The sequence below is a fragment of the Fontivita pretiosa genome (genome assembly GCF_050410795.1).
Classification (GTDB): Bacteria; Planctomycetota; Phycisphaerae; order Tepidisphaerales; family Tepidisphaeraceae; genus Fontivita; species Fontivita pretiosa.
Window position 1 is genome coordinate 718,759 of record NZ_CP191258.1, and the last position, 26,784, is coordinate 745,542.

The window sequence follows — 26,784 nt, forward strand, 5'->3', positions numbered from 1 at the left end:
TGGTTCAGGTTTGCCGATCGCACACGGTTTGGAGGGTTCTGTCGCTGGCTATACACTGCCCCATCCCCCGCCGCCGGGGGTTCTGATCTCCAGACGGTCTGCCGCCTCCAGCGAGAAGTGCGCCTTGCCCGGCAGCACGACGACGCTGCCGTCGCTGCGGATGATCCTGTTGCGTCCAGGCGAGGCCTCGCCTCCGCCATTCAGTCCATAGGGCGCAAAGACGCGACGATCGCTGAGGATCGTCCCCTGGCAGGCCGATAGCGCTTCGATCTCGCGCACGATGCCGTCACCGCCGCGGTATCTTCCGCGCCCTCCGCTGTCGGCGGCGCGTTCGAATCTCACAACCCGCAGCGGATATTGCATCTCGATGGCCTCGGCGGGCGTGTTCAGCGTGTTGGTCATGTGGCACTGGATGGCCGAAGCGCCATCCCACCCCGGCCCGGCGCCGCATCCTCCGCCGATCGTTTCGTAATACGTCCACCCCTGGCCGCCGAGGGCGACGCTGCTCATCGTGCCACAGCTTGCGGCCGGGACTCTGTCGGGCAGCGCCTGCGCCAGCGCGCCCAGCACGACATCGACGATCCGCTGGCTGGTCTCGGTGTTTCCCGCAACCACCGCCGCCGGATACAGCGCGTGGACAATCGAGCCGGGACGGGTCATCACCTGAATCTTGCGAAAAGCGCCGCCGTTCAGCGGGATTGACTCATCAAGCAGGCAGCCGAAGCAGTAATAGACGGCTGAGCGCGTCACCGCCGCCGGGCAGTTGATGCAGCCGGGGACCTGGTCGGCGGAGCCGGACAGGTCAACGATCGCGCGGTCGCCGCTGATGCGGACTACAGCGCGAATGAGGACAGAACGCAAAGGGCTGAAGGCGGAGGATGTTCCTGTCCCACTTTGGCCTGTGCCCTGGTCCGTCTGCTTTCGGACAGAACCCTCACCCCTGCCCTCTCCCTGATTACAGGGAGAGGGAGAGAGGCGCGAGTCTTCTCCTTGAACAGGGACAGAGGGAGTTACGGTGCCGTCGTCATCCATCCGATCTTCGAAGCGATACTCTCCGTCGGGGATCGCCGCGATCGCGCGGGACATGAAGGATTCGGAGTAATCCAGCAGCGCGCGGCCATAGGCGAGGATCTTTTGGGCGCCGTGTGCGGCGACCATCCTGATCAGGGCGGCGGCGCCGACATGGTTGGCGGCAAGCTGCGCTTCCAGATCGCCCAGGCGCTCGTCGGGAGTGCGAACCGCCGACACCATGCGCGAGATCAATTCCTCGTTTCGCCGGCCGCGACGATACAGCAATGTGGGCTCGATGCGGATTCCTTCCTGGTCGATGTGGGTGCTGAGGGTCATCGATCCGGGGCTGATGCCGCCGACGTCGGCGTGATGAGCGCGATTCGCCGCGTAACCGACAAGCTGGCCGTCGCAGTAGATCGGCGTGACGAGCGTGATGTCCGGCAGGTGCGTTCCGCCAGCGAACGGGTCGTTCACGATCGCCACGTCGCCCTCATCAAGTTTGCCGAGCCGATCGAGCACGGCCCTGACCGATTCGGGCATCGAGCCCAGATGCACCGGGATGTGCGCCGCCTGCGCCAGCAGCTCGCCCTCGGCATCGAACAGGGCGCAGGAGAAATCGCGGCGTTCCTTGATGTTGGCCGAGAACGACACGCGCTGCAGGACGATGCCCATCTGCTCCGCCGCCGCCTCGAAGAGGTTGCGTATCAGCTCCAGCTCGATCGGATCGATGCTCATGTGATGGGCTCCAGGATCAATGTGCCGTTGGGCAGCAGGCAAACGCTCCATCCGGGCGGCAGGCAGGTTGTGGCGTCGGGATCGATGACCAGCAGCGGACCGGCTCGTCGCCCCGCGCCGACCAGAGCCGATCGCGTCAGCGCCGGCGCCTGCACGCGCTGCCCGTCGCCGATCACGATCGTGGCAACGCGCTCGCTGGCGGCGGTCGGGGTCAGATCCGGCAGGCTTACCTGTGGCGCCTGACCGATGCGCCGCACCCGCAACGTCACGATCTCCACCTGTCGGTTGGTCGGCAGGTTGCCGTACATCCGCTGATACTCGTCAACGAACGCCCTTGCAATCTCGGTTCGTGTGGGACGGGCGATTCGCACCTTCAGCTCATGCGACTGTCCACGGAATCGCGCATCGACGTACACTTGCGTCGATGCCGTCCGCTCATACGGTACCTGGTGTAACGTCAACTCCGACAGCGACCCGAACTCCGCCGCCAGACGGTCATCATCAAGCGCCTCGCCCAGATGCACGACGGTGCGCGAGGCGTCGGCGACAGGCGGGGCGACAATCATGCCCAGGGCGCTGAGCAGGCCGCAGTGCGGGGGCACGATGACGCGCGGCATCTCCAGTGCCTCGGCCAGCGCGCAGGCGTGCAACCCGCCCGCGCCGCCGAAGCTCACCAGCGTCAGCCGACGTGGATCGTGACCCCGCCGGCTGCTGACGGCGCGGATGGCGTGGGTCATGTTGGCCTCGGCGATACTGATGATGCCCAGGGCCGTCTCGACGACGCTCTTTCCCATCGCGTCGGCGAGCGTTTTGACGGCGCCGTGCGCCCGCTGCACGTCCAGTTGCATCGCCCCACCCAGGAAATGCTCGGGCAGGATTCGCCCGAGCACGACATTGGCGTCGGTAACGGTGGGAAGCACTCCGCCGCGCCCGTAGCAGGCTGGGCCGGGCACCGCGCCGGCGCTGTGCGGCCCGACGCGAAGCGCCCCGCCCGCATCCAGCCGCGCGATTGATCCCCCGCCGGCGCCAACCGTGTGGATGTCGAACATCGGCAGTGCGATAGGCAGGCCGTCGATGCCGCTGGCGGTGGTCCACTGCGGCATGCCCCCCAGGATCAGCGCCACGTCGGTGCTCGTGCCGCCCATGTCGTAGCTGATCAGGTCCTGGAACCCGGCCAGCTTCGCGACGAACGACGCGCCAATGACTCCCCCCGCCGGGCCGGACAGCACGAGTTTGGCGGCGTGCTGAGAGGCATCGCCCACGCTCAGCGTCCCGCCGCCGGATTGCATGATGCGAAGATCACGCACCTGCTTAGGCAAGGCGGCCTGAAGCGACTCAAGATACGCCGCGACTGTTGGCCGCAGCGCTGCGTTGATCGTCGTCGTGCTGGCTCGCTCGTACTCGCGGAACTCCGCAAGCAGCTCGCTGCTGAGACTGACCGTCAGTCCTCGCGCGGCGCACCGCTGGGCGATCATCCGTTCATGGATCGGGTTCACGAAGCTGAACAGCAGGCAGACGGCCACGTGACGCAACCCGCAGCCCGCGATCCGGGATATCAGGTTTTCGACTTCGCCCGCATCCAGCGGCACGACGACCTGTCCGCGGGCGTCGATCCTTTCGCGAACGGTGAACCAGTTCTGCGGCGGTGTGATGGGCGGCGGTCGCTCGACGCGCAGCGCATAAAGCCTCGGGCGGTTCTGCCGGCCGATCAGCAGCATGTCGCGGAATCCTTCGGTGGTGATGAATGCCACCGGCTCGCCGGCGCGCTGGAGCAACGCGTTGGTGGCGACGGTCGAGCCATGGACCAGCCGCGCGGGATGCAAGCCCGATTGCAGGATGCGGTCGATGCCCTCGATCACGGCCTGCTCGAACCGCGGCGGAGTTGACGGTAGCTTGACGATGCGCAGTTGGCGGCCATCCCATGCCACGACATCGGTGAACGTGCCGCCGACGTCCAGGCCGATCAGCAGTTGCTCGTCGGTTTGTCCGTCTGTTGGTGTCCGCATAGAATCGCCGCGATGCACAAGCCCCGGTTGCCGCTTGCCGCGCTGACAAGCTTGTTGTTCGTGCCGATCGCGACGAGCCTACTGGCCGCGCCGTTCGGCTGCAATTCCCAGCGGACTGAGGTTCGCGCAACGACGACGCCCGCGCCGGCGGCAGACGCCGCGGCGCCAGGGCTGCGGCCGACGACGGCTCTGGCCGACGAACACGCCGTCGATTCCATCCGCCAGCATCTTCAATACCTGGCCTCGGACGAGCTGGAAGGCCGGGGCGTCGGCACGCGGGGGCTGGATCTGGCCGCCGATTACATCGCGGCCCGGCTTAGGGAAATCGGCCTCAAGCCTCTGCCCGGGCAGGATGGCTATTTTCAGCGTTTCGAGATGAGCGGCGCTGCGTCGGTGGACCCGGCCAACACATCACTTGCGGCGGGCGACACGATCTTTGAACTATCGCGGCAATACACCCCTACCGGCTTTTCCGCTGACGGATCATTCTCCGCACCGGTCGTGTTTGCCGGGTATGGAATCAGCAACCCGGATCGCGGCTACGACGACTACGCGGGGATCGACGTGAAGGGCAAGGTTGTGCTGGTGCTGCGTTATGAGCCGCACAACGAGCAGGGCAAGAGCCGATTCGACGAGCACGACTGGTCGCCGGATGCATCGCTGAACTCCAAGGCCCGCACCGCCGCCGAGCACGGCGCCGCCGCGATCCTGCTGGTCAACCCGCCGAAATATCATGGCGAGCAGGACGAGCTGATGACGCCCGACCGTGGCGGGGCGCGCTCACGCATTCCGTTCATCCACATCGCGCGCGAGCTGGCCAACGAACTGCTGAAACGCGGCGGCAGCAGCAGGGATCTGGCGGCGCTTCAATCGCAGATCGACGCGGAAGTCAAGCCGCAGTCGTTCGAGCTGAAGGACCTGATCCTCACGGGCCAGGTGAAGCTCAGGCGAGATAAGGTGCCGGTGCGAAATGTGCTGGCGTATTTGCCGGGCAGCGTCAGGCCGGATGAGTACGTCGTCGTCGGCGCGCACTACGATCACCTGGGGTGGGGGCATTCCGGGAGCCTGGCGCAGGGCATTCGCGCGGTGCATAACGGAGCCGATGACAACGCGTCGGGAACGTCGGCGGTGCTGGAGCTGGCGCGGCAACTGTCGGCGGCCGGACCGCTTGATCGGTCCGTGATCTTCGCCTTTTTCACCGGCGAAGAATGGGGCCTGATCGGATCGGAACACTTTGCGGATCACCCGCCGGTGCCGCTGGAGAAGATCGTGGCGATGGTGAACCTGGACATGGTCGGGCGCGTGCGCAACGATACGCTGTATGTCGGCGGGCGCGAATCGGCGGCGGCGTTTGACGCGATCCTGAACCGTGCCGATGAAGCTTCGGTGCTGCAGCTCAAGACCTTCGGCTTGCGGGGCATGCAGTCCAGCGACCATTACACGTTCGCACAGAGGCGAATCCCGCATCTGTTTTTCTTCAGCGGGCTTCACGCCGATTATCACCGGCCGTCGGATGACCCGGACAAGATCAACTACCGTGGGATCGCTGAGGTGGTCGATCTGGCCGAGAAGGTCGTCACCGAGCTTGCAGGCATGCCCCGGCAGCAATACGTGGCGGCCACGCTGCCGGCGGACCACAACGGCGGCGGCACGACGCGCCGGTTCCGGGTCTCTCTTGGCGTGATGCCCGACTACGGCAGCGATGAATCGACCGTGGGCGTTCGGATCACCGGCACGACTCCCGGTTCGCCGGCCGAGAAGGCTGGCCTTCGCGACGGTGATATCATCGTTCAGCTCGGCGAAAAGAAGATCGAGAACCTGTATGACCTGATGGACTTTCTGGGCCGCGCCAGTCCGGGCGAAGAAGTGAAGATCGTTATCCGGCGCAACGGAGAGTATGTGCAGAGCCGCGCCGTTCTGGCGCCCGGACGTCGCGGATGAACCGGCGGGCGCAGGACACGGCCGCAGACGAGTCGCACCACCGGCAAGTGCACAACGACACGCATATGACCAACGGCATCATCATCGTCGATCATGGGTCCCGTCGGGAGGAAAGCAATCGGATGCTCGAAGAGATCGCAACGCTGTTCGCCCGCCGCTTCGAGCACAAGTACCGGATCGTCGAGCCGGCGCACATGGAGCTGGCCGAGCCGTCGATCGCGACGGCGTACGCCCGCTGCGTGCAGCGGGGCGCGCAGCGCGTGATCATCTGTCCGTTTTTTCTGGGACCGGGCAAGCATTGGACGGAGGACATCCCGCGTCTGGCCGCCCAGGCCGCCAGGCAGCACCCGCACACGACCTATCACGTGACGATGACGCTCGGAATCGACGATCTGATTCTGGACCTGCTGGACAAGCGAGTCAGTTTCTGCATCGAACATCGTTTCGATTGCGACGTCTGCCGCGGCACGATCCGCCAGGGCGGCGTTGCCCCTCAATGACGTGTGTACAGCATCAGTCACACCGCCACACAGCCCACCGAGGTGGCGCGCGATCGCGCCGGCGGTCTTCGGGCTGCTCACGCTGGCGATGTTCCTCGACGTGCTATTCAGCCCGTCAAGGGTGATCTCCTTCGAGTCCACCGACCTGGCGCTTCAGTTCATCCCCTGGCGGCACTTTGGCTTCACTCAGCTTCGCGCCGGGAACCTGGCGCTTTGGAACCCGCACATCTTCGGCGGCGCGCCCTACTTCGCCGGATTTCAGTCGGCCCTGCTCTATCCGCCCAACTGGCTGCATCTGCTTGTGCCCCTGAGCGTGGCGATCAACTGGATCGTGGCGATGCACGTATTTCTGGCAGGCTACTTCACGTACCTGTGGTGTCGCGGTCGTGGTGTGAGAATCGGCGGATCGATCCTGGGTGGGGCGATGTTCATGTTCAGCGGCCCGTATTTTCTGCATGCTTATGCGGGACATCTGCCGCACCTGGCGGTGATGGTCTGGACGCCGCTGATGCTGCTGACGCTGGACAAGCTGGCCGAGCGCGGGCAGTGGCGATGGTGCATGCTCGGCGTCATCGCGGTTGCGATGCAGCTTCTGGCCGGGCATCCTCAGTACGTGTACTACACGGGGCTGGCCCTGGTGCTGTACACATTCATTCGCCTGGCGCAACCGGGGCATCGCAGACAACTGGCGATGGGATTGATGGCGATGTACGCGGGCGGCGTGATGCTGTCGGCGGTGCAGGTGTTTGCCGGGATCCACGCCGCTGGCGAGTCGGTTCGCGCTGGTGGGACGGATTACGCCTTCGCCTCGATGTTTTCCCTGCCGCCGCAAAACCTGATCACATTTCTTGTTCCCGGATTCTTCGGCTGGGTGCCGCTGGACCGCTCGGCCCCGCCGACCGTGCCTTACTGGGGAGCGGGATACCTCTGGGAAATGTCGTTGTTCGTAAGTGTCGCCGGGCTGGCACTGGCGACGCTGGGCGCGATTCGAGGCGAGCGTCGCGCGGTGATTGCGTTGGTCGCGATGATCGCGATCACATTGATCCTGGCGCTCGGCCGACACACACCCTTGTATCGCCCGTTGTTCGAGCTGCTGCCCGGTTACGGCAGTTTCCGCGGGACAACGAAGTTTGGGTATCTGTCGGTGCTGTTCATCGCCATGCTGGCGGCGATGGGGTTCGACTCGCTGCTGCGACAGCGACGGGTGGCGTGGCAGGTGCTCGTCGGCGTGGCGACATTCGTCATCGCGTTGACAGTGCTCGGTTTTGCGATCGATCGCACACAAGTGTGGGATGATTTCGTCGGCTGGGTCCTCAAAAGCAGCGCCGCGGCCCGGGAAAAGTACATTCCCATCGAGCCGGGCGAAACGGACTTCAACTATTACGCCGCAACCAACGCGGCACGCTGGACGTTCGTCGCCGCCGCTTCGCTGGCGGCCGCGGGGGTGATGCTTTGGCTGTCGCGCCTGCATCGGATGGCTCCGTACGGGCTGTTGATCCTGGCGATCGGCGAGCTGTTTGTGTTCGCCAGGCTCACCCGCGCGACGATGGACCCCAGGCTCGGATACGAGGTTCCGGCCCCCTGGCGGGCGGCGCTGGAGCAGGTGGAGCCGCCCGAGCGGGTGCTCACCGTGCCGGTCGAGTATGCCAATGTCGGCATGGCGGTCGGGTTTCACAACCTGGCCGGTTACGATCCGGGCGTGCTCAAGCGGTATGCCGAGCTGATTTTCGCCTCGCAGGGCGAGAACCCGGACCGTGCGACGCAATACTTGCCCTTCAGGCGCGTGCATCCGGGGCTTTTCCGGATGCTGCGATGCGTGCTGGTCTGCTTTGATGCCGATCGCCCGCCGGTTCGAGTGGCGGGTGAACCGCTGCCGCTGGCGTGGCTGGTATCGAACTGGAGCGTACTGACGTCGCGTGATCAGATTCTGTCGCGGCTGCTTGGCGAGGGGTTTGATCCGCGGCGGACGGTGGTGCTGGAGCGGCCGCCGGATCTTGAATCATCCGGCCAAAGCGTGCCTTCATCCATCTCTCCCGCTGGCTGGTCTGCCGAGCGCGAAACCGGGTCGGTGACGGTCCACCACCAGACGACGGATTCGATCGAGCTGGAGCTGGAGACATCGCAGCCGGCGGTGCTGGTGGTCGGGTTGAACTACAGTACGGGTTGGCGGGTCAGGCCGGTGCAGTCGCCGCAGCGGTCGTTCAGCGTGATCCCCGCCAATTACACGCAGCTTGGCATACCGCTTCAGCCGGGCAGGCATCGGCTGATCGTGGAGTACCGGCCAGTGCCGTTTCTCGCGGGGGCATGGGTATCGGGGGTTTCAATGGTGGGCTACGCCGGGGCGGGCTTTTTGCTCATGCACAGGCGGCGGCGGTTCCGATAACTGTTTCATGGACTCAACACTGCGAGGCAAAGCAGCGAAGGCATCGCAGATGTCGAAGATGGTGGAGACGGCGCGGCGACTGCGGACCGTCCGGGCCGCCTCGCGGCAGTTTCTGGCATTGTGGGCGCTTCAACAGTCCACCGAACGTCTGACGGCGATCTGCCAGGAACCGGGCAACGATGCGCTGGCGGACTTCGCCAACCACGACTGGTCGCTGCTGTACCGGGGTAGCGTTCTGGACGACTGAATAGATTGCCGATTGCAGCTATGGGTCGAATCAGCACGGGAATCGGTCTGGTCAGCGGGATCAACTCCAAGGACATCATTGATCAGTTGATGTCCATCGAGGCACGCCCAAAGACCGCGCTTCAGACACGCATCGATTCGATCAACCAGCAGAAGCTGGCCTACACCGACCTGAGCACCCGGCTGACGTCGCTGAAGCTCAGCAGCACGACCCTGAAAAAGTCCACGACATTCCAGAACGCCACGACCAGCAGCAGCGACGAGGACGTGCTGACCGCCACCGCCAGCGCTGGGGCGGCGGTGGGATCGTATCAGTTTCAGGTTGCCCGGCTGGTGACCACGCAGCAGTCCGTCAGCCGGGGATTTGCCGACTTCGACAGCGCCAAGGTCGGGGCCGGAACGATCACGATCGAGATGGGCGGGGGAGGCCTGAAGACCGAGAACCTGCTGTCGGAGCTTCGCGGCGGGCAGGGTATTCGCCGAGGCGTGTTCAAGATAACCGACCGCAGCGGCGCCACGGCGATCATCGACACGACGGCGGCGGTCACGCTCGATGATGTAGTGCGAAAAATCAACACCAGTCTGGACATCTCCGTACGCGCCCAGATCGATGGAGACAGGCTGGTGCTGACCGACCTGACCGGCAAGACCGCCAGCGACCTGATCGTGCAGGATGTTGGCGAGGGGCAGGCGGCGGCGGATTTGGGAATCGCCGGCAGCGTCGCCGGCAACACGCTGAATGGAAGCGACATCAATTTCCTGGGGCGTGAGACCGGGCTGGCACAGCTCAACGACGGCCGCGGCGTCAGGACCGCCTCAAGCGGCAGTGACTTTGCCATCCAGACCGCCGACGGTTCGGCAATCAATGTCTCACTGGCCGGAGCCAAGACCCTGGGCGAGGTCATCGACAAGATCAACACCGCCTCTGCCGGAAAGGTCACGGCCGAGATTGTTGCCGGCGCCAACGGGATCCGTCTGACGGATCAGACCAGCGGCGGTTCAGCATTTTCGGTGACGGGGCTGAACGGCTCGAAGGCGGCGGCGGACCTGGGCATCGAAAAGACGGCGGCGGGCAACACGCTGGATGGCGGGACGATCCTGGCGGGGCTGGGCACGGTGCTGGTCTCGTCGCTGAACGGCGGGCAGGGATTCACGCTGGGCACGATCTCGGTCAAGAGCCGCGCAGCGGCGTCGGCAACGGATATCGACCTGTCCGCCGCCACGACCGTCGCCGATATCATCAACACCATCAATGCCGCCAACGCGGGGGTCAAGGCCTCGCTCAACGCGGCGGGCAACGGCATTCAGATCGCCGACACCAGCGGCGGCACCGGGGATCTGATCATCGCCGATACCAGTGGCACGACCGCGGCGGACTTCGGCCTGGCCGGCACATACGACCTGAACACTCCTGTGGCCCGGGGCAGGAATCTTCAGCTCCAGTGGGTTCACGAGAACAGCCTGCTGGCGGATCTGAATGGCGGGAAGGGGATCACCCCCGGCCGGTTCCGTATCACCAACTCTGCCGGTGTGTCGGCCACGATCGACCTGACGCAGGGTAACGAAGTTCGCCTGGCCGACGTGATCGCCGAGATCAACTCCAAGGGGATCGGCGTGGTCGCGAGCATCAACGCCACGGGAGACGGATTGCTGCTGACCGATACGGCGGGCGGATCGGCCGGCAAACTCACGGTCCAGGATATCGAAGGGACGGCTGCGGCGGATTTGAACATCAAGGGCACGGCCAGCACAACCACCATCGATGGCAGCTACGAGAAGACGATCACCGTCGCGGCCACCGATGCGCTTCAGGACGTGCAGAAGAAAATTAACGACCTTGGGTGGGGCGTATCGGCGCAGATCATCAACGACGGTTCGGCGTCGGCGCCGTATCGGTTGAGCCTGATGGCGCGGAATCCCGGACGCAACGGGCGCGTCACCTTCGACGCCGGAGCAACCACGCTGGAGGTCAAGACGCTGGTCGAGGCGCAGGACGCCGCCGTGTTTGTCGGCGACGCCAGCTCCGAACAGCCCCTGCTCATCACCGCCAGCCGCAATCAGCTCGCGGGCGTGGTCAAGGGGGTCAACATCGAACTGCACGGAGTCAGCGACAAGCCCGTGACACTGGGTGTCAGCCGCAGCATCGACAACGTGGTCACGGAAATCCAGAAGTTCACCGACACGTTCAACCAGATGGTGGACAAGCTCAGGGAGCTGACCAGGTTCGATACCAAGACCAACACCCGCGGGCTGCTGCTGGGTGAAGGCGCTGCGCAGACCATCGAAACCGAAATCTACGGGATGCTGAACACGGTCAATGCCTCGGCCGGGCGGTATCGCGTGCTGGCGGATGTGGGATTGTCACTGGGCGAAGGCGCCAAGCTCGTCTTCGATGAAGACAAGCTCCGCCAGGCCTATGCCACCGACCCGCAGGCCGTCGAAAACCTGTTCACGTCCATCGAAAGCGTGACCGCAGAGGATGGGAAGACGACGCTGAAGACGACGGGGCTGGCGCACGTGTTCGAGTCGAGGATTTCCCGGCTGATTGACCCGGTCAATGGCGTGATCACACGCGAGAACAAGACCCTGGACTCGCGAACCGAGCAGTTCCAGGACCGCATCGCAGCCCTGGACAAGCTGCTGGAGCAGAAGCGCGCCAGGCTGGAGCGGCAATTCGCCAATCTGGAGTCCGTGTTGGCCGGGCTTCAGTCCCAGCAGCAGGCGATCGGACAGATCCAGTCGATCAGATTGCCGTCGTCGTCGTAATTCCGCCATTGTCTCGTGGTCTGCAGCCCGTGACATGCAAGCTCAACCCACACGTGCGGTCTTGCCGATATGAACAGGGCAGCCTCGCTGCTGCGTTGTCCCGGTTGTCGCACGTGCGCGTATGAGCCACCAGGCCGCACAGAACCTCGCTCAGAACTACCTGAAGACCAAAATCTTCACGGCCACGCCCGAGCAGCTCCAACTGATGCTGTACGACGGCGCGATCCGCTTTTCGGAACAGGCCCGGGCGGCGCTTCAGCAGAAGAACTGGGAACAGAGCTGCGAGCTGCTGTCTCGTGCACAGAAGATCATCGCCGAGATGACCGCATCGCTGAAGCACGACGTGGCCCCTGATCTGTGTGGCAAGCTTGCGGCGCTGTACACCTTTGTCTACCGCAAGCTGATCGAAGCGAACATCGAGCACAGGGTGGAAGCGGTGGATGAGGCGCTGTCGATCCTGCGCTATCAGCGTGAGACGTGGGTCATGCTGCTGGATCAACTGGCCAGAAGCAAGGCTGCCGCCGCCGCCTCCAAGCTCGATGTCCCTGCTCCCAATCAGCGGATGGAAGCGAGCCTGTCGATCCAGGGCTGAGCTGCGCGGCTGCCCGGCATCCCTCCTGTCTGCATCCGTCGAGCAAAGTGATCGCGCACCGGCGCAAGCCTTGATGCGCCCCGCGGAGGATTTCCGTCTGCGCTCCGCCGACGGTACTGTACATCCATCCTGCTGACGGTCTTGAGCACAAGCGAGCGGAAGGAGGCCTTTCCCGTGAGCGGCGAAATCACTTTGGTGGTGGGAATCGGAATGATGGTGGTGGCGCTGGCGACGGCCAGTGCACAAGAGCCGCCAAACGACATCGACCTGAGCATCGTGCCGCCCGAGCGGTTCACTGGCGAGCCGTACGAATTGGCCGGCAAGCGCATCGTGTTCACGAGCTGGTACTTCATCCGCCCCGGCGGGTATGCATGGAAGAACGAGAAGGGCGAGAACGTGACCGTGACGCGCAGCCTGCCCGTCGGCCCGTGGGATGCGCACTTCGAGCGGAAGTGGGACACGCCGCGCGGCGTGCGAATCGTCGCCCAGCGTCCCCATCGCTACGGGCCGGTGATCCGATCCGAAAACCCATGGGACCAAAAGGCCATCAGCATCCGCCAGGTGCTCAAGGACGGTGAAAAGTACCGCGCCTGGGGCGGCGTCGAAGACGCGAAAAGCCGCGTGCACATGGCCTACTACGAATCGGACGACGGGCTTGACTGGCGGCGGCCGAAACTGGGGCTGCTCGAGTATGCGGGCAGCAAGGAGAACAACCTGATCGAGCAGTTTCCTGGCGGCGTGTTCATCGACCCGACCGCGCCGCCGGAAGAGCGATACAAATCGGTCGGCGGGGAAGTGGAGATCAGCTTCAGCGAGTTCAAGCAGTTCGCCGCCAGGCATCCGGACCGCTGGGAGCCACGGGCGCTGCGCGCCGACCGGAAGATGCAAAAGCCGATCCTCACGCTGCACGGGTTTGTTTCGGCGGATGGGCTGACGTGGCGCAAACTGCCTGAGCCGTTCACTGTCGAGCACAGCGACACGCAGGTGGTGGCCGGGTACAACGCGCAGCGGAAGAAGTACTTCATCTTCACGCGCAATTACTTCGTGGGTCCGCGCGCTGTCGCCGCGCCGCGCGACCCGTACATGATGAGCTGGCTGGGTGAATTGAACGGTTCGGGCCGGCGGTCCATCGGGTACACCGAGAGCGACCGGTTCGGCGATTTTCCCGTCTCGCAGCTTGTGCTTGCCCCTCGAACGGATATGGGGCCGTCGCAACTGCTCTACACCAACTGCTACACGACGATCCCCGGAGCCCCGGATCATCATCTGCTGTTCCCCACCGTCTGGGACACGACCACCGACGCTACCCATCTGGAGATGGCCGCCAGCCACGATGGGCGCGTCTGGAACTGGGTTCCCGGGGGATCGCTGATGGAGACGCAGGCGTTCGGCGAATTTGATGGCGGGTGCATCTTCTGGAGCCCGAACCTGATCGAGCTGAAGAACGGCGACTTCGCGCTGCCGTACACCGGCTTTGCCTTCCCACACAAATATCCGCGCACACTCTGGCGGTACGACTGGGGATATGCGATCTGGCCCAGGGGACGCATCGTGGCGCTGGAGGCGCCGGAGACTGGCGAGTTCACGACGGTCGGCCTGATGCCCCCGGGACGCACATTGCGCATTAACGCCCTCACCGCCCGCGCGGGATTCATTCGTGTGGCCGTCAGCACCCGCGACGGCGCATTCCTGCCCGGACGGTCGTTCGACGACAGCATCCCGATCGTTGGCGACCAGTACCGGACAATCGTGCAGTGGAAGGGCGACCCGCCTGTCGCCGACCTGGGCTACGAACCCGGCCAGCCCATCTGCCTGCGTTTTCAGATGGATCGGGCCAGGATCTTCGGGCTTGAGTTTGAGTAATAATGAACCCTGAGATGCGTTGCAGATCCATGGATCAGCGACGATGGAACTATGAACAACAGCATCATCTGTGTTGGCACTCACCGCACGGTTCACTTCGCGGCGACGGAATTGGCTCGACACCTGCAACTGGCTACCGGCAGACCGTGGTCGGTCGTCAAAGGCTCGGACACGTCGGCGGCGCCGTTTCGAGTCGGCGTTTGCGAGGATCTGAACATCGCCCGGCCCCGGGATCTCAAAGGCGACCAGGATTGGGTCCTCGTGCGTCAGTTCGATTCCAGTCCGGGCTATGTGCTGAGCGGCTCCAACCCCCGCTCGGTGCTGATGGCCGTGTATCGGTATCTGCGGGAGTTGGGCTTCCGGTGGATTCGCCCGGGGGACCGCGGCCTGATCGTTCCGAAGCTGCGCGATCCGATCGCCAGGCGGCTGCATATCGACCAGCGTCCGGCCTACAAGTTCCGCACCGTCTGCATCGAAGGCGCCTGCTCGATCCAGCACGTGCTGGACATGATCGACTGGCTGCCCAAGGCGGGAATGAACGGCTATTTTCTTCAGTTCCGCTACGGGACGACCTTCTTCAAACGCTGGTATGAGCATCAGTGCCCGGGGAGAAACGGCAGCCCGTATCTCAAGCCCGAGCCGTTCGACGAATCGATCTTGCGGCAGTACGTATCGCGGCTGGAGGCCGCAATCGCAGATCGCGGGCTGAACTTCGAGCGCGTCGGGCACGGCTGGACCAGTGCCGCGCTGGGCCTGCCCGGCGAAGGCTGGGACAGGTCCGACTACAATGCCATCCCTCCGGAACGCCGCGAGTGGATCGCGCAGGTCAACGGCAAGAAAGAGCTGTGGGGCGGCATCGCGCTGAATACGAACCTCAACTATTCCAACCCCGCGGCGAGAAACGCGATGACGGATGCGATCGTCGAATACGCCGCCCAGCATCCGGAAGTCAATCTCCTGCACTTCTGGCTGTCTGACGCCACCAATAACCACGATGAAAGCCCCGAGAGCCGCGCCGTACGTCCAAGCGATTTCTACGTGGACATGCTCAATGAGCTGGACGACAAGCTGGCCGCGAGAAACCTTCCGACGCGCATCGTCTGCCTGATCTACTTCGACCTGCTCTGGCCACCGATCCGCTCACGAGTCAAGAACCAGGACCGGTTCGTGCTGATGCTGGCGCCGATCACGCGGTCGTACCTGCGATCCTTCGGCGATCGCGATCCCTCGGGCGAGAAGCCCGCGCCATTCGTCTACAACAAACTGAAGTATCCCCGGAGCCTGGAGGTTTTTGAGCACTTCCTGCGGCAGTGGCGAAAGCACCTTCGAGGGGATGCATTCGACTTCGATTATCACGCCCTGTGGGCGCCGTACCTCGACCCGTTCCATTTCACTGTCGCGCGCACGCTCCATCGCGACATCCAGCGGCTGAAGGACATCGGCCTGCACGGCTACAACAGTTGCCAGGTACAGCGGCTGTCGTTTCCGCATCACCTGATCATGGACGTGATGTCACAGGCGCTGTGGGATCCGCGAATCAGCTTCGAGCGGATCGTTCGCCAGACATTTGCCGACGCGTTTGGCGCTGCCGGGCAGCGCGTCGCACGCATCTTCGATCAGTCGTCGAAGCTGTGGAAGCCGATGTTTGAGCCGGTGTACGTGCCCGAGACAGATGGGCCGCGGAGCAGGACAGCGCTCATCCCGGACAAACGCCGCATCGCGCAGGCGCGGCGGAACATCCCCAGGATCAGCAACCTCAATCAGTCGCTGAAAACGCTCGTGCTTAAGGAGTTGCCCCAGGCAAAAGGCGCTGTCAAATGGTCCTGGCGATACCTGAAACATCACACGCGGCTGATCGAGCTGCTCCTGCCGGCGATGCTGGCGTACCTCGACGCTGATCCCACCTTGCCCAGGCGCATGGATCGCGTCTACGACTATCTCTGGCGAACGGAAAAGCTGCTGCACCCGGCGTTGGATGCCTTTTTGATGACCCAGGTGCTCCAGTCCCGCGTGCGCGAAGTCGAGAACATAAGAGCCGCGAAGGCGCGATGATCAAACACGTGGTCTTCGCGAAGACGGCGCGCAGTTTCGTGCGACCTCGAACACGGCATACCGCGGGTGTACGACTTACTTGTTATCGTTCGATCGCATCGGTCGCTGTGGCCTTGAAGCGTCCCGCCTGCCGAATCAGTCGCCAGGTCATAATCTGATAAGGCGACAGTTTCGTGAGCCGCACCGATTCGTCCATCAGTCTGAGCTTCGCAATTGTGTGCTTCCCCGCGGTCTCCTGCACGCGAAGAATCAGTCCCCTGCCATCCTCGGCCGGCTTCAGCGCCATCACGCGAAGGGATGACGGCTCAAGCAGGCCAAGCGAACCGCGGCGCGGCAGCTTGCCCGGGTGTGGCGGCACAGGCAACGCCACCGGCGGCTGCTCAAGCTCCTCCGCCAGCAGCGGCAACGCCGGATCGTCCCCATCGCAGATCAGGAACTTGAACTTCAGCTCCCCGGCATCGACAGCGGCGCGCCAGGGCTGTGCATCCGCAGGCGTGTACACATCGTCGGCATATCGCGACGCGCGGCAGACCGTCGCGCGGAACACACCATCGCCTGCGTCAAAGTTGTACAACCCATCGGATGCCAAACCCACGCTTCGTCGCGGCCCGGCGATGCGCACCCACCTCCCGCCGGGCACTTCGCCCAGACCCGGCTGCCGCTCGATGACCGCCCCGGGAACCTGAAATACCGCACGGTCGCCACAGGGCAGCACGAGCTTGAGCCTGGCCGATCGCTCGTTCCACAGCAGCCGCGCCGACACATCCACACACCTTCGCCCCTGAACACAGAAGAACGTCAGCTCAAGCCGCGAATCGCCCCCCTTCAGTTGCACCCACATCGCCGCCCGCAGCGGGCCACGCTCCAGCACGTGAACGTCGCTGATCGTCCAGCGGTGGCGTACCGTGGTCAGCTTCAGCGACTCGGGCTGCTCCGACATCCCGCCCCACGAGCCCCACGGATCTTCCACCGTGATCGCATGCAGACCCGGAGGGTCAAAGATCGGCTGGCCGTTGCGCTCGATGTGGATTCCTGTCGCACCGATCGTCGCTCGCACCTGGAATTCACCATTGGTGATCTGGTTGTCGGCGGCGGCGACTTGCGTCTGGATCGCCACGGGCTTGGCGGCCTCGTCGTAGGCCATCTCGATGACATTCCATCCCCAGGCGGGCAGCTCGGCGTTGATGAGCACTCGCCGCCGCCAGGGAACATCCACCAGCGAATGATGCTCGGTTTCGATGACCTGAAACGGGATGTCCCTGCCCTCAGCGTCGCTCACGCGCACGGGCAGAGCATCGACGGCCTTGCGGTATTTCCAGATCGGGCGATAGTCCAGCGAAGCCTCAAGCTCAACAGGACCCCGATATGCTCGCGGGTGCGGATTCCACAGCAGCATGGGCACACCCGCGGGCATGTCATCGGCGGGCGGGCGCACGCGCGTATCGATCTGGCGAGCCAGCGCGTTCAGAGCCGCGAACTCGGCTTGCTGCGCTGCATGGTAGCACCCGCCGATCCACGCGAGCTGGTCGTCAAACGCGCGCTCGATCGACGAGCCGGGCAGGATGTCGTGAAAGCTGTTGAACAGCAATCCGTGCCAGGCCGAGTACAGGCTCGCCACCGCCCCGCCGCCGCGTCGCTTCGAGCGCGAGGATGAGCCATTCATGCCGGTCAGCGCCTGCGCCCGCTCGGCGCGCTGGAGGATGTTCTCGGTGCGACGATACGCGAACTTGAACTTCGCCACCGAGCTGTAACACCCTCGCAACACGAAGTTCAGCTCGCCACGATGCACCGGCAGCAGATCCTTCGGGCCGCGAGAAACTTCGCGGCGCAGGGCGTCGAAGAACCTGTGCAGGCCCGAAAAGATCAGCTTCACCCGCGGATGCGTTTCGGCCCAGGCGCGAATGTCGTGAAGATGCCGGCGCGTCGGCCCGCCGCCGTGGTTGCCCAGCCCGAAAAAGCACGCGACGTTGGTGAGCCTGCCCTTGTCGGCTGCGGCGAGCAGCTCGTCCAGGCGTCGCGGCATCTCATCGCGTTCGGCGCCGTACCAGCCGACGGGCGGGCGATACGCCAGCACGCGCGCCCCGCCCGGGCCTTCCCACCAGAACGCCGGGCCGTCGATCGGCAGGATCTCCTGGCTCGGTCGCGTAAACGCGAAATACTCGATCCCGCAGGCGCGCAGGATTTGCGGTAAGCCAGCCGAGTGCCCGAACGAATCCGCCGCCCACGCCACACGCGAGATCCTTCCGAACCGGCTCAGCAAATACCGCTGCCCGTGCGTAAAGTGCTTGGCCAGGGTCTCGGCGTCCGGGAGGTTCGTGTCCGGCTGAATGACCGTCCCGCCAACAGGATCCCATCGGCCGGATTTCACGTAATTCCTGATCCGCGCGAACGTCGGCGGGTCGGTGCGCTCGATGTGCTCGTAGATCGCCGTCTCGCCACGGATGAACGTGAGCTGCTGGTCCTCGTCCATCAGGTCCAGGATCGTGCGGCAGGTCGTCAGGCCTTCGTTCAATCCCTCGCGCCAGTCCCACAGCCAGACCGGATCGAGATGGGCATTGGGGATGAGGTGGAAAACGATGTCGCGCATGCAGGTTGGACTCCCCGCGGTTGATCGGCGCCGCGGCACTTGAAAGAGTACCGGCGATTGGGATGATCAGGCAAATCCAGCTCAACTTACCGGAGACTGCGAATGAGACTCGCTATCCTGCTTGGCATTCTTACGTTTCTCACTCCCATGGCCAGCGGCAACGAATTCCACGTTTCCACCACAGGCAACGACAGCAACGAAGGCACGGCGGCGCGACCGTTGCGCACGATTTCCGCGGCGGCGCGACTGGCTCAGCCGGGGGATGTCATCACTGTGCATGAGGGCATCTACCGCGAGCGCGTCGCCCCACCACGCGGCGGCGAATCGGACACCAGGCGCATCGTCTATCAGGCCGCCCCGGGCGAAGAGGTCGAGATCCGCGGCTCGGAAATCGTCAAGAACTGGATCAAAGTGCAGCACGATGTCTGGAAGGCGACGATCCCAAACTCACTGTTCGGATCGTTCAACCCATTCAAGGACGTGATCCGCGGCGACTGGTTCGATCCCAGGGGACGCGAGCATCACACCGGCGCGGTCTACCTCAACGGCGAATGGCTCACGGAAGCGGCGACGCTTGACGAGGTGATGAAACCGACCGGCGATTCGCCCCTGTGGTTCGCTCAGGTTGACGACCAGCATACGACGATCTGGGCGCAGTTCAGAAATGCCGATCCGAACGAGCAGCTTGTCGAGGTCAATGTCCGGCGAACGGTGTTCTATCCCGAAAAGCCGGGCATCAATTACATCACCGTTCGCGGCTTTGTGATGCGGCATGCCGCCACGCCCTGGGCTCCGCCCACCGCCGAGCAGATCGGCCTGATCGGTACCCACTGGAGCAAGGGGTGGATCATCGAGAACAACACCATCAGCCATTCCACCTGCTCGGGCATCTCATTGGGCAAGTATGGCGACGAATGGGACAACACGTCGGCCAACACCGCTGAAGGCTACATCAGGACGATCGAGCGCGCTTTACAGAACGGCTGGAACAAGGACACCATCGGGCACCATATCGTCCGAAACAACACGATTTCGCACTGCGAGCAGGCGGGGATTGTCGGCAGCATGGGCGCGGCGTTCAGCACCGTCACCGGCAACACGATTCACGACGTCCACGTCCGCCGGCTCTTCAGTGGCGCCGAGATGGCCGGCATCAAGTTTCACGGCGCGATCGACGTGGAAGTCAGCCGCAACCACATTTACCGCACGTGTCTTGCCCTCTGGCTTGACTGGATGGCGCAGGGCGCGCGGGTGTCGAGCAATCTGTTCCATGACAACGACCTGGATCTGTTCCTGGAAGTCAACCACGGGCCGTTCGTCGTGGACAACAATGTGCTGCTCTCGCAGGGATCATTGCTGAGCGTGTCGCGCGGCGGCGCGTACGTTCACAACCTCTTCGCGGGAGTTTTCCATATCAACTTCGGCGACGAGCGGCAGACCCCCTATCACAAACCGCACTCCACTCAGCTCGCCGGGCTTCATGACAACATCCGCGGCGGCGACGACCGCTACTACAACAACGTCTTCGTCGAGCGCCCCGACCTGCGCCGCTACGACGAGGCCGCACTGCCCGTCTGGATGGCCGGAAACGTCTACGTCAACGGCGCCAAGCCCTCGCGGCATGAGAGCAACGCCCTGGTGAAGCCGGACTTTGATCCGAAGATCAAACTAGTTGAACGCCCCGACGGAATCTATCTGGAGATGCGTTTTGACAGGTCCTGGATCACCGACCACCAGCGGAAACTGATCACCAGCGAGCTGCTGGGCAAGGCTTCGATTCCACAGGCGGCCTACGAGCAGCCTGATGGCACGCCGATCCAGATCAACACCGACTATTTCGGCCAGCCGCGCAGCGCCACCAACCCGGCCCCCGGCCCGTTCGAGGATGTCGCGGACGGGCTGATCAATCGCAAAGTATGGAACGCATCATGAGCCGCCAGGCAAGGCGACGCGCATCAATTGGCGGCCGGCTCAGCGTGTCGGTCCGAGCGTCAGCGCCGCGGCCGGGTTGTGAGTGGTGAGTTGCGCGATCTCGGCTTCGGTCAGCCCCGCGTGGCGCAGGGCGGGCAGGAACAGAACGAACAGGGTGTCAAACGGGCGGAAGTGGCCCCCACCCGCTTCGCCGGGGCGATACCAGCCGGCATCGTGTGAGACCAGGACCTGTCCGAGCTTTCCGCGCCGCCTGGCCGCAAGGACCAGCTCGACGTGGCGCTGGACCGTTTCCGGCGCGATGCCGTCGAAGCTCAGCCAGGCGCCCATCTCCGCGATGCGCGCGTGCAACTCCGGGTCGCGTTCCACCTGCGCATGAACCCAGATGAACGCGCGGGGAGCAACGCCCTGCTCACGCAGGATCGCCAGTTGCTCCAGGGCCGCGTTGCCGTCGCCGCTGTGACTGGCGATCGTCAGCCCGGTGCGATGATGTGTCTGCGCCGCAGCCAGCACCAGCTTGCGATGCAATTCGTGCAGCGGCGACTCGTTTACGCCGATCTTGATGAAGCTCGGACGAACGCCCGTGCCGTCGATGCCATGCTCGAACTCGCGCACCCACCGCTGGGCGAGTTGATCGACCGACTCGTCACGCGCGTGCTGCGGCAGATACTTAAAGTCCGGCCCGGCGCCGTAATAGCCGGTGTTGGTGATGATCTTCAATCCCGACGCCTGCGACAGACGCTTCAGCAGGATCGGATCACGACCGAGATACGCGGGGGTGCAATCAACCAGCGTCGAGCAACCCAGCGCAGCCAGTTGCTTCAGATGCGGCAGGACCGCGCGCTGGACATCATCGCGGTCGTAGCGGTCGGGCGTGGCGCGATCAGCGCCAATGAAATCCACCAGCAGGTGCTCGTGTGGCAGCGTTACGCCCAGTTGCGATGCGTGCACCGGGCCATCGACGGTCATGACCTGCCCTTGCGGGCGAGATGCGGGCGCGGTGCTGGCGGCCAGCAGCGCGCAGGGCGCCGCGATCGCCGCCGACGCCATCGCGCACAGCACGTTGCGTCGAGAAGTTGTCGCGGTTATGCGGATCATGCTCATCATCATCAGCGATCTGACCGGCCGACGCCATACGGCCAGGGGACAACTGGCACGCCCCGGCGCTGCCGACACCGATGCCCGCATGGTCAAGTGTTCGCCAGCTCAGTCATCCGTCGGCAGCAGGACGTTGTCGTTACCGTCGCGAGGTGAATTGACCACGTCGCTGCTGGCAAAACCGCTGGCTCCCGCGCGGCGGGCGTAGATATTGTCGCGCTGGATGCCGCAGAACGGGCTGGACTGGAACTCCACATGCCCGTCGCCATACAGCACGTTCTGGCCGTCGCCGCCGTGGTTGCGGCTGTTGCCCTGCTTCATCGCGCGGGCGCTGGACGTGCTGGTAACCGCCAGCACGTTCTGATCCGTGCCCGCGGTGCCCGGATTGATGTCCGCCGCCACCGCAAACCCGGCCGTGACGGAGTTGTTCAGCTTGAACGGGGGCTTGGCGCTGAGCGCGCCGTCATCCGCGTACGGGTTCTGATAGCTGTAGCTGAGATGCTTGAGCACGCCCTCCTTGCCCGGCCAGTTCGAGCAGCTCAGCGCCGTGTTCGTCCCGCCGCCAAAGTCCCACCTCTCAGCGTTGCTGCTGTGGCAGGTGAAGACTTCGGAGGTAATCTCCTGCGTACGGATGAGCAGGAACAGCGCGGCGCTGACATCGTTGGGCCCGGGGCCGCCTGCCTTGAACGGGTCGGTAGCGGCCGCGCCCGTGCCCCAGGTAGGCGTGACGACGGGCCCGCCGACGTAGACCGTCATCGGATACGCCCCGCCGTTCTCGTTGGAGTACAACAGGATCGCCTGACCGATCTTGCGGAGGTTGTTGGCGCAGCCGATGCGGTTGTTACCGCCAAGGTGTCTTCGCCAACACCCGAGAAACATCACCGCGCACAGGGGGATCAGGAGCACGACAACGAGCAGGTCGGCCAGGGTAAGCCCAGCCGAGCTGCGACCGATTCGGCGCTTCATACGAAGCTCCTTTCGCCAGGCGTCGCGGCAGGCGCCCAGTGCGCAGTCGATGCGATCGTCGTCGTCGAATGAATGAAATGACAAATATGATGGCCAACAGTGCCGTTCGAAGCGGATCGGATCGAACCGGCCGCCGACGATTCTCGACCATCGCCGTCAACTTCCGCAGAAGCGACTTCGCGACGGAACAGAACAATTCGCCGCCAGCGACCGTCGCTGGCGGGTTTGTCTTTGCTGGTTGAACAGACGCACCACTGTGCCCAACTGTGACTCGGTTGAGCAACATCACGGCGGGCTGAACGTCGCCATCGATCACAGGCCCCCGGGACTGAACAGCGGTATTCTACCACGCCGCGCGCAAAGCTGCGCGCGAATCCGGGAATTACCGTTTAGGCACGGGCGTGGGCGCCCAGGAGACTTTGGCCTGCCCCAGAAGCATGCCCGTCGCAAAGGCGATGTCCACCTGCGAGATCTGATACTCCGTGATTGCCGCGATCTCCGCCGACTGGGCATTGGCCAGGTTCGCCTGTGCCGCCAGCACTTCGGTCGAAGTCCGCAACCCAAGCTCGAACTGTCGGACTTCAGCGTCAAGCAGTCGCGCCGCCAGGATCGTGCGCTGCCGCGTGGCGAGGATGCGTTGCCAGTTGGCCTGTAGCTGATCCAGGGCGTTGAGCACCTCCTGGGTGATCAGCATCGCCCGCTGCTGTCGCGAGGTCAGCGTCTGAAGCCGCGTCGCCAGCGCCCGTCGCAGGCGGCTGCGTGCCGCTTCGTTGCCGATCGGCACTTCCATCCGCAATCCCAGCCGATGGTCCTCGAAGTTCTTGTCGGAGACCATGTTGAACGACTCGTCCCACCCCGGCCCCAGACCGTTGACGTTGTACGTGTAATCCAGCACGACCAGCGGCAGCGTATCGTTTCGCGCGAACGCGACGCTGCTGGTTTCCTGCGCGATCCGCAGCTCCAGCTCGAGCATCTCCATGCGATGTTTCATCGCGGCATCAACCAGCCGGTCGGCATCGAGACTGTATTGCAGCGCGTTGGGCAGAGTAGCGGGGATCAGCACGGTGCGGGTGTTCATCTCCAGCCCGGGCTGGTTGAGCACGCGCTTCAGTTCGCGCTGGCGGTCGCGGACGGCATTTTCGGCATTGATGATCGCCTCGATCGTGTCGGCCACGCCCGACTCGGCGCGGACGATCTCGACCTGGGCCGCCTGCCCCGCATCGACCAGCCGGCGGGCGCGCTCGAGCTGCGCCACCGCCAGGTCATACTCCTTGCGCCGGACCTCCAGTTCCCGTCGCGCCGCATAGAGCCGCCAGTACACGCGCTCGGCCGCCGCAAGCACCCGGATGATCTCCAGCTTGGTGCGAGCCTGGCTGATCTGGTAGTCGTAAAACGCGACGCGAATGCGATGAGAATTGGCGGCGATCCCCGCGCCGCGGAGCAGCGGGTGCGAGATCGACGCCGAGACGTCCGAGGTATACGCGGGATTCAGCGTCGAGAACTGGTTGTTGGTTTCCAGCCGGCTCATCGGCACCGCGAGCTGCACCGTCCCGCCGGTGCGCAGCGGCAGGACCAGCCCCGGCGAAATGCTCAGGTCCTTGACGTTGGAGCCGGCAAGCTGGCTGGCGGTGGGCGTGTCGCTCACCCCGTAATCGCTGTTGAGCCTGAACAGCGATTCGAACTGCGCTTCGACCTCGCTGAGCGATTCGCGCGCGATCGTCGGGCTGAGCAGCTCGACCTGCACGTCCAGGTTGTTGGCCAGCGCCATCTGCCGGACTTCTTCCAGTGTAATGGCGACTTCGGGCACTTCGGCCGGGGCGGTGGCGGGCAGCGTGGTGGGCAATGTTGCGGGCATGGTCGTCGGCGGCGAGCTGGACAGATCCGCCAGCTCCACCTGCTCGATCGTCCGCAATCGATCGCGCGGCACGACGATCTCGCCGGTGCCACCCGTGCCGAAATCCCGACAGGAGAGCCCCGGGCACAGAGCAGCCGGCAGGAGCAGAAGTGTCATACGCGTCCACCCGCTGCGCAGCGATCTGCCGATTGACTCGGTGCTTCTTACCTTTTTCCTTCCCATTCTGTCCTCTGCCCTGATCGCCATGCCCTATTCATGTCTGAGCGCCTCGATCGGGTCCAGGCGGGCGGCTTTGATCGCGGGGAACATGCCGAAGATGACGCCGACGGCGGCGGCAAAGCCGAAGCTGAGCGCCACCGCCCACGCAGGCACATACGCCTTGTCCAGATATGCCCCGGGGATCGACGCCAGCCCGCGCGTCAATCCATACCCGCACAGGATTCCGATCAGCCCGCCAAACAGACAGATCATCACCGCCTCGACGAGGAACTGAAGCAGGATGGCCGCCGGCCGGGCGCCGACGGCCTTTCGCAGGCCGATCTCGCGCGTTCGCTCCGAGACGCTGACGAGCATGATGTTCATGATTCCCACGCCGCCGACCAGCAGCGAGATCCCCACCACCCCCGCCGCCACCATCGTGATCGCCAGTGCCACCGACTGAAACTGCTCGATGATCCGCTGAAGGACTTCCAGGCGAAAGGTGTTGGGCTCGTCGGGCTTGAGTCGTCGCTGCTTGCGAAGAAAGAAGTTCAGCTCGGCGCGCGCCTCCTCCGAGACGTCGGCGGATTTGCTGGCGGCGATGCAGAACAGCCCCGGCCGATACCGCCGCCACGCCGTGTTGAACGGAATGAACACCTCGTATCCCTGTCCGCCGTCGCCGAAAATCGCAAGCTGATGCGGCGGCTCGATCACGCCGACGATCAGATAGCGATCACTCTGCACCATGATCGACTGCCCGATGCAGTCGCGATCCAGCCGCAGTCGATCCCGCAGCGCCGGACTTACCAGACACACCGGACGCGCCTGCTCGTTGTCGATCAGCGAGAACGGCCGGCCCTCGATCACCGAGCGGTTCTCGATCCGATGCCAGTCCGGCTCGATGCCCATCACCTCAACATTGTCCAGTTGCGTCTGCTGGAACGAGACCTGCCGTCGCATCTCGGCGATGCGCGTGAACCGGGCCACCGACGGACAGTGCTCCAGCAGGCCGTCGAACTCCTGCGGCTTGAACCGAAACGCCCACCACGGCGCGTAACGCTTCGGGCCGTACTCCGGCCGCCAGGCGAATATGAAGATCTTGTTCGTCCCGAACGTCTCAAAATCCGCCAGAACCTTGCTCTTCAGCCCCGTCAGTGCGGCGATGACGGCGGTCACCGAAGCCACCCCGATGATGATCCCGATCGTCGTGAGGATCGCCCGGGTCTTGTTGGCCCAGATCTGCGCCATGGCCAGCACGGCACTCTGATAGCCGAGTCGCAGCGGGGAGAGAAGTTGGTAGATCAGCCAGACCATGATGCGATGGACAGCCCACTGACGGCGTCTTTTTCCACCGGCAGATCCGAAACGATTTTGCCGTCTTTCATCCGGATGATGCGCCGGGCGTGTCGCGCCACGTCGGCCTCGTGCGTGACCAGCAGGATCGTCTGTCCTTCGCGGTGAAGCTGCTGGAAAAGCCCGAGGATTTCTTCGCTGGTGGCGCTGTCGAGGTTACCGGTGGGTTCGTCTGCCAGCAGGATCGTCGGTCGCGCCACCAGCGCCCGCGCGATGGCGACTCGCTGCCTCTGGCCTCCGGAAAGCTGATTGGGTCGATGCCTCATCCGGTCGCCCAGCCCCACGCGCTCCAGCGCCTGGCGTGCCTGCCGGCGGCGAGTCCACCATCCGCTGGGCGAGTAGATCAACGGCAGCTCGACGTTCTTCAGGGCACTGAGCCTGGGCAACAGCTCGAACGACTGAAACACAAAGCCGATGCGCTCATTGCGGACCCGCGCCAAAGCGGCGGCGCCCATCGAACTGACCGGCCGGCCGTCCAGCTCGTATACGCCGGACGTGGGACGATCCAGACACCCGATGATGTTCATCAGCGTGCTTTTGCCGGATCCCGAGGAACCCATCACCGCCACGTATTCGTTGGCCCGGACCTCCAGACTCACCCCGTTGAGCGCTCGGATCTGCTCCACTCCGACGCGATAGACCTTGGTCACGTCGATCAGCCGGATGATGGGATGTCCGTTGGAAGAGCTCATACGTGGCACGG

Annotated in this window: 17 protein-coding genes; 9 read left to right on the forward strand and 8 right to left on the reverse strand. The window is 64.2% G+C overall.

Going from position 1 to position 26,784, the window contains the following annotated elements:
* Positions 1 to 48: 48 nt before the first annotated feature.
* Positions 49 to 1,746 (reverse strand): hydantoinase B/oxoprolinase family protein, encoded by a 1,698-nt coding sequence (locus ACQS5P_RS02795; protein WP_428939382.1) that lies wholly within the window; start codon positions 1,744 to 1,746, stop codon positions 49 to 51.
* Complete coding sequence (locus ACQS5P_RS02800; RefSeq protein ID WP_428939383.1) at positions 1,743 to 3,752, reverse strand: hydantoinase/oxoprolinase family protein; 2,010 nt, start codon at positions 3,750 to 3,752, stop codon at positions 1,743 to 1,745. Before ACQS5P_RS02800 ends, ACQS5P_RS02795 begins: the two co-directional genes overlap by 4 nt.
* A gap of 12 nt (positions 3,753 to 3,764) precedes the next feature.
* On the opposite strand from ACQS5P_RS02800, the gene ACQS5P_RS02805 reads away from it, so the two are divergent.
* From ACQS5P_RS02805 to ACQS5P_RS02840, 8 genes are all read left to right on the forward strand, one after another.
* Entirely contained in the window at positions 3,765 to 5,693 is a 1,929-nt protein-coding gene (locus tag ACQS5P_RS02805; RefSeq protein WP_428939384.1) for a M20/M25/M40 family metallo-hydrolase, read from the forward strand.
* Complete coding sequence (locus tag ACQS5P_RS02810; RefSeq protein ID WP_428939385.1) at positions 5,690 to 6,193, forward strand: CbiX/SirB N-terminal domain-containing protein; 504 nt, start codon at positions 5,690 to 5,692, stop codon at positions 6,191 to 6,193. Before ACQS5P_RS02805 ends, ACQS5P_RS02810 begins: the two co-directional genes overlap by 4 nt.
* 1 nt (position 6,194) lies before the next feature.
* A complete protein-coding gene (locus ACQS5P_RS02815; protein WP_428939386.1) occupies positions 6,195 to 8,576 on the forward strand; it encodes a hypothetical protein in 2,382 nt (793 codons plus the stop codon).
* Between the two features lie 49 nt (positions 8,577 to 8,625).
* On the forward strand, positions 8,626 to 8,823 hold the full coding sequence (locus ACQS5P_RS02820; RefSeq protein WP_428939387.1) for a hypothetical protein: 198 nt from the start codon (positions 8,626 to 8,628) through the stop codon (positions 8,821 to 8,823).
* A 20-nt stretch (positions 8,824 to 8,843) separates the two neighbouring features.
* Entirely contained in the window at positions 8,844 to 11,588 is a 2,745-nt protein-coding gene (gene fliD / locus ACQS5P_RS02825) for a flagellar filament capping protein FliD (protein WP_428939388.1), read from the forward strand.
* 121 nt (positions 11,589 to 11,709) lie between these two features.
* Positions 11,710 to 12,180: a flagellar export chaperone FliS gene (fliS, locus tag ACQS5P_RS02830; protein WP_428939389.1), complete on the forward strand. Its 471-nt coding sequence runs from the start codon at positions 11,710 to 11,712 to the stop codon at positions 12,178 to 12,180.
* A gap of 174 nt (positions 12,181 to 12,354) precedes the next feature.
* On the forward strand, positions 12,355 to 14,043 hold the full coding sequence (locus tag ACQS5P_RS02835) for a hypothetical protein (RefSeq protein WP_428939390.1): 1,689 nt from the start codon (positions 12,355 to 12,357) through the stop codon (positions 14,041 to 14,043).
* Between the two features lie 51 nt (positions 14,044 to 14,094).
* The gene (locus ACQS5P_RS02840; protein WP_428939391.1) at positions 14,095 to 16,095 is read left to right on the forward strand and encodes a hypothetical protein; all 2,001 of its coding nucleotides are present in this window, start codon (positions 14,095 to 14,097) and stop codon (positions 16,093 to 16,095) included.
* An 82-nt stretch (positions 16,096 to 16,177) separates the two neighbouring features.
* On the opposite strand, the gene ACQS5P_RS02845 is transcribed toward ACQS5P_RS02840, so the two are convergent.
* Positions 16,178 to 18,682, reverse strand: a complete 2,505-nt coding sequence (locus ACQS5P_RS02845; RefSeq protein WP_428939392.1) for a glycoside hydrolase family 38 C-terminal domain-containing protein — start codon at positions 18,680 to 18,682, stop codon at positions 16,178 to 16,180.
* Between the two features lie 102 nt (positions 18,683 to 18,784).
* Between ACQS5P_RS02845 and ACQS5P_RS02850 the strand changes: the two genes are divergently transcribed.
* Positions 18,785 to 20,614 carry a right-handed parallel beta-helix repeat-containing protein gene (locus tag ACQS5P_RS02850; RefSeq protein WP_428939393.1) on the forward strand — a complete coding sequence of 610 codons (1,830 nt, stop codon included), beginning with the start codon at positions 18,785 to 18,787 and terminating at the stop codon, positions 20,612 to 20,614.
* A 39-nt stretch (positions 20,615 to 20,653) separates the two neighbouring features.
* Here ACQS5P_RS02850 and ACQS5P_RS02855 read toward each other — a convergent pair whose 3' ends face one another.
* From ACQS5P_RS02855 to ACQS5P_RS02875, 5 genes are all read right to left on the reverse strand, one after another.
* Positions 20,654 to 21,709, reverse strand: a complete 1,056-nt coding sequence (locus ACQS5P_RS02855; RefSeq protein ID WP_428939394.1) for a phosphotriesterase family protein — start codon at positions 21,707 to 21,709, stop codon at positions 20,654 to 20,656.
* Between the two features lie 108 nt (positions 21,710 to 21,817).
* Positions 21,818 to 22,675 carry a hypothetical protein gene (locus tag ACQS5P_RS02860; protein WP_428939395.1) on the reverse strand — a complete coding sequence of 286 codons (858 nt, stop codon included), beginning with the start codon at positions 22,673 to 22,675 and terminating at the stop codon, positions 21,818 to 21,820.
* Between the two features lie 382 nt (positions 22,676 to 23,057).
* Positions 23,058 to 24,686: a TolC family protein gene (locus tag ACQS5P_RS02865; RefSeq protein ID WP_428939396.1), complete on the reverse strand. Its 1,629-nt coding sequence runs from the start codon at positions 24,684 to 24,686 to the stop codon at positions 23,058 to 23,060.
* A gap of 93 nt (positions 24,687 to 24,779) precedes the next feature.
* Complete coding sequence (locus ACQS5P_RS02870) at positions 24,780 to 26,042, reverse strand: ABC transporter permease (protein WP_428939397.1); 1,263 nt, start codon at positions 26,040 to 26,042, stop codon at positions 24,780 to 24,782.
* Positions 26,030 to 26,773, reverse strand: coding sequence for an ABC transporter ATP-binding protein (locus ACQS5P_RS02875; RefSeq protein WP_428939398.1), 744 nt, complete (start codon positions 26,771 to 26,773; stop codon positions 26,030 to 26,032). The genes ACQS5P_RS02870 and ACQS5P_RS02875 overlap by 13 nt, the downstream gene beginning before the upstream one ends.
* Positions 26,774 to 26,784: the final 11 nt, after the last annotated feature.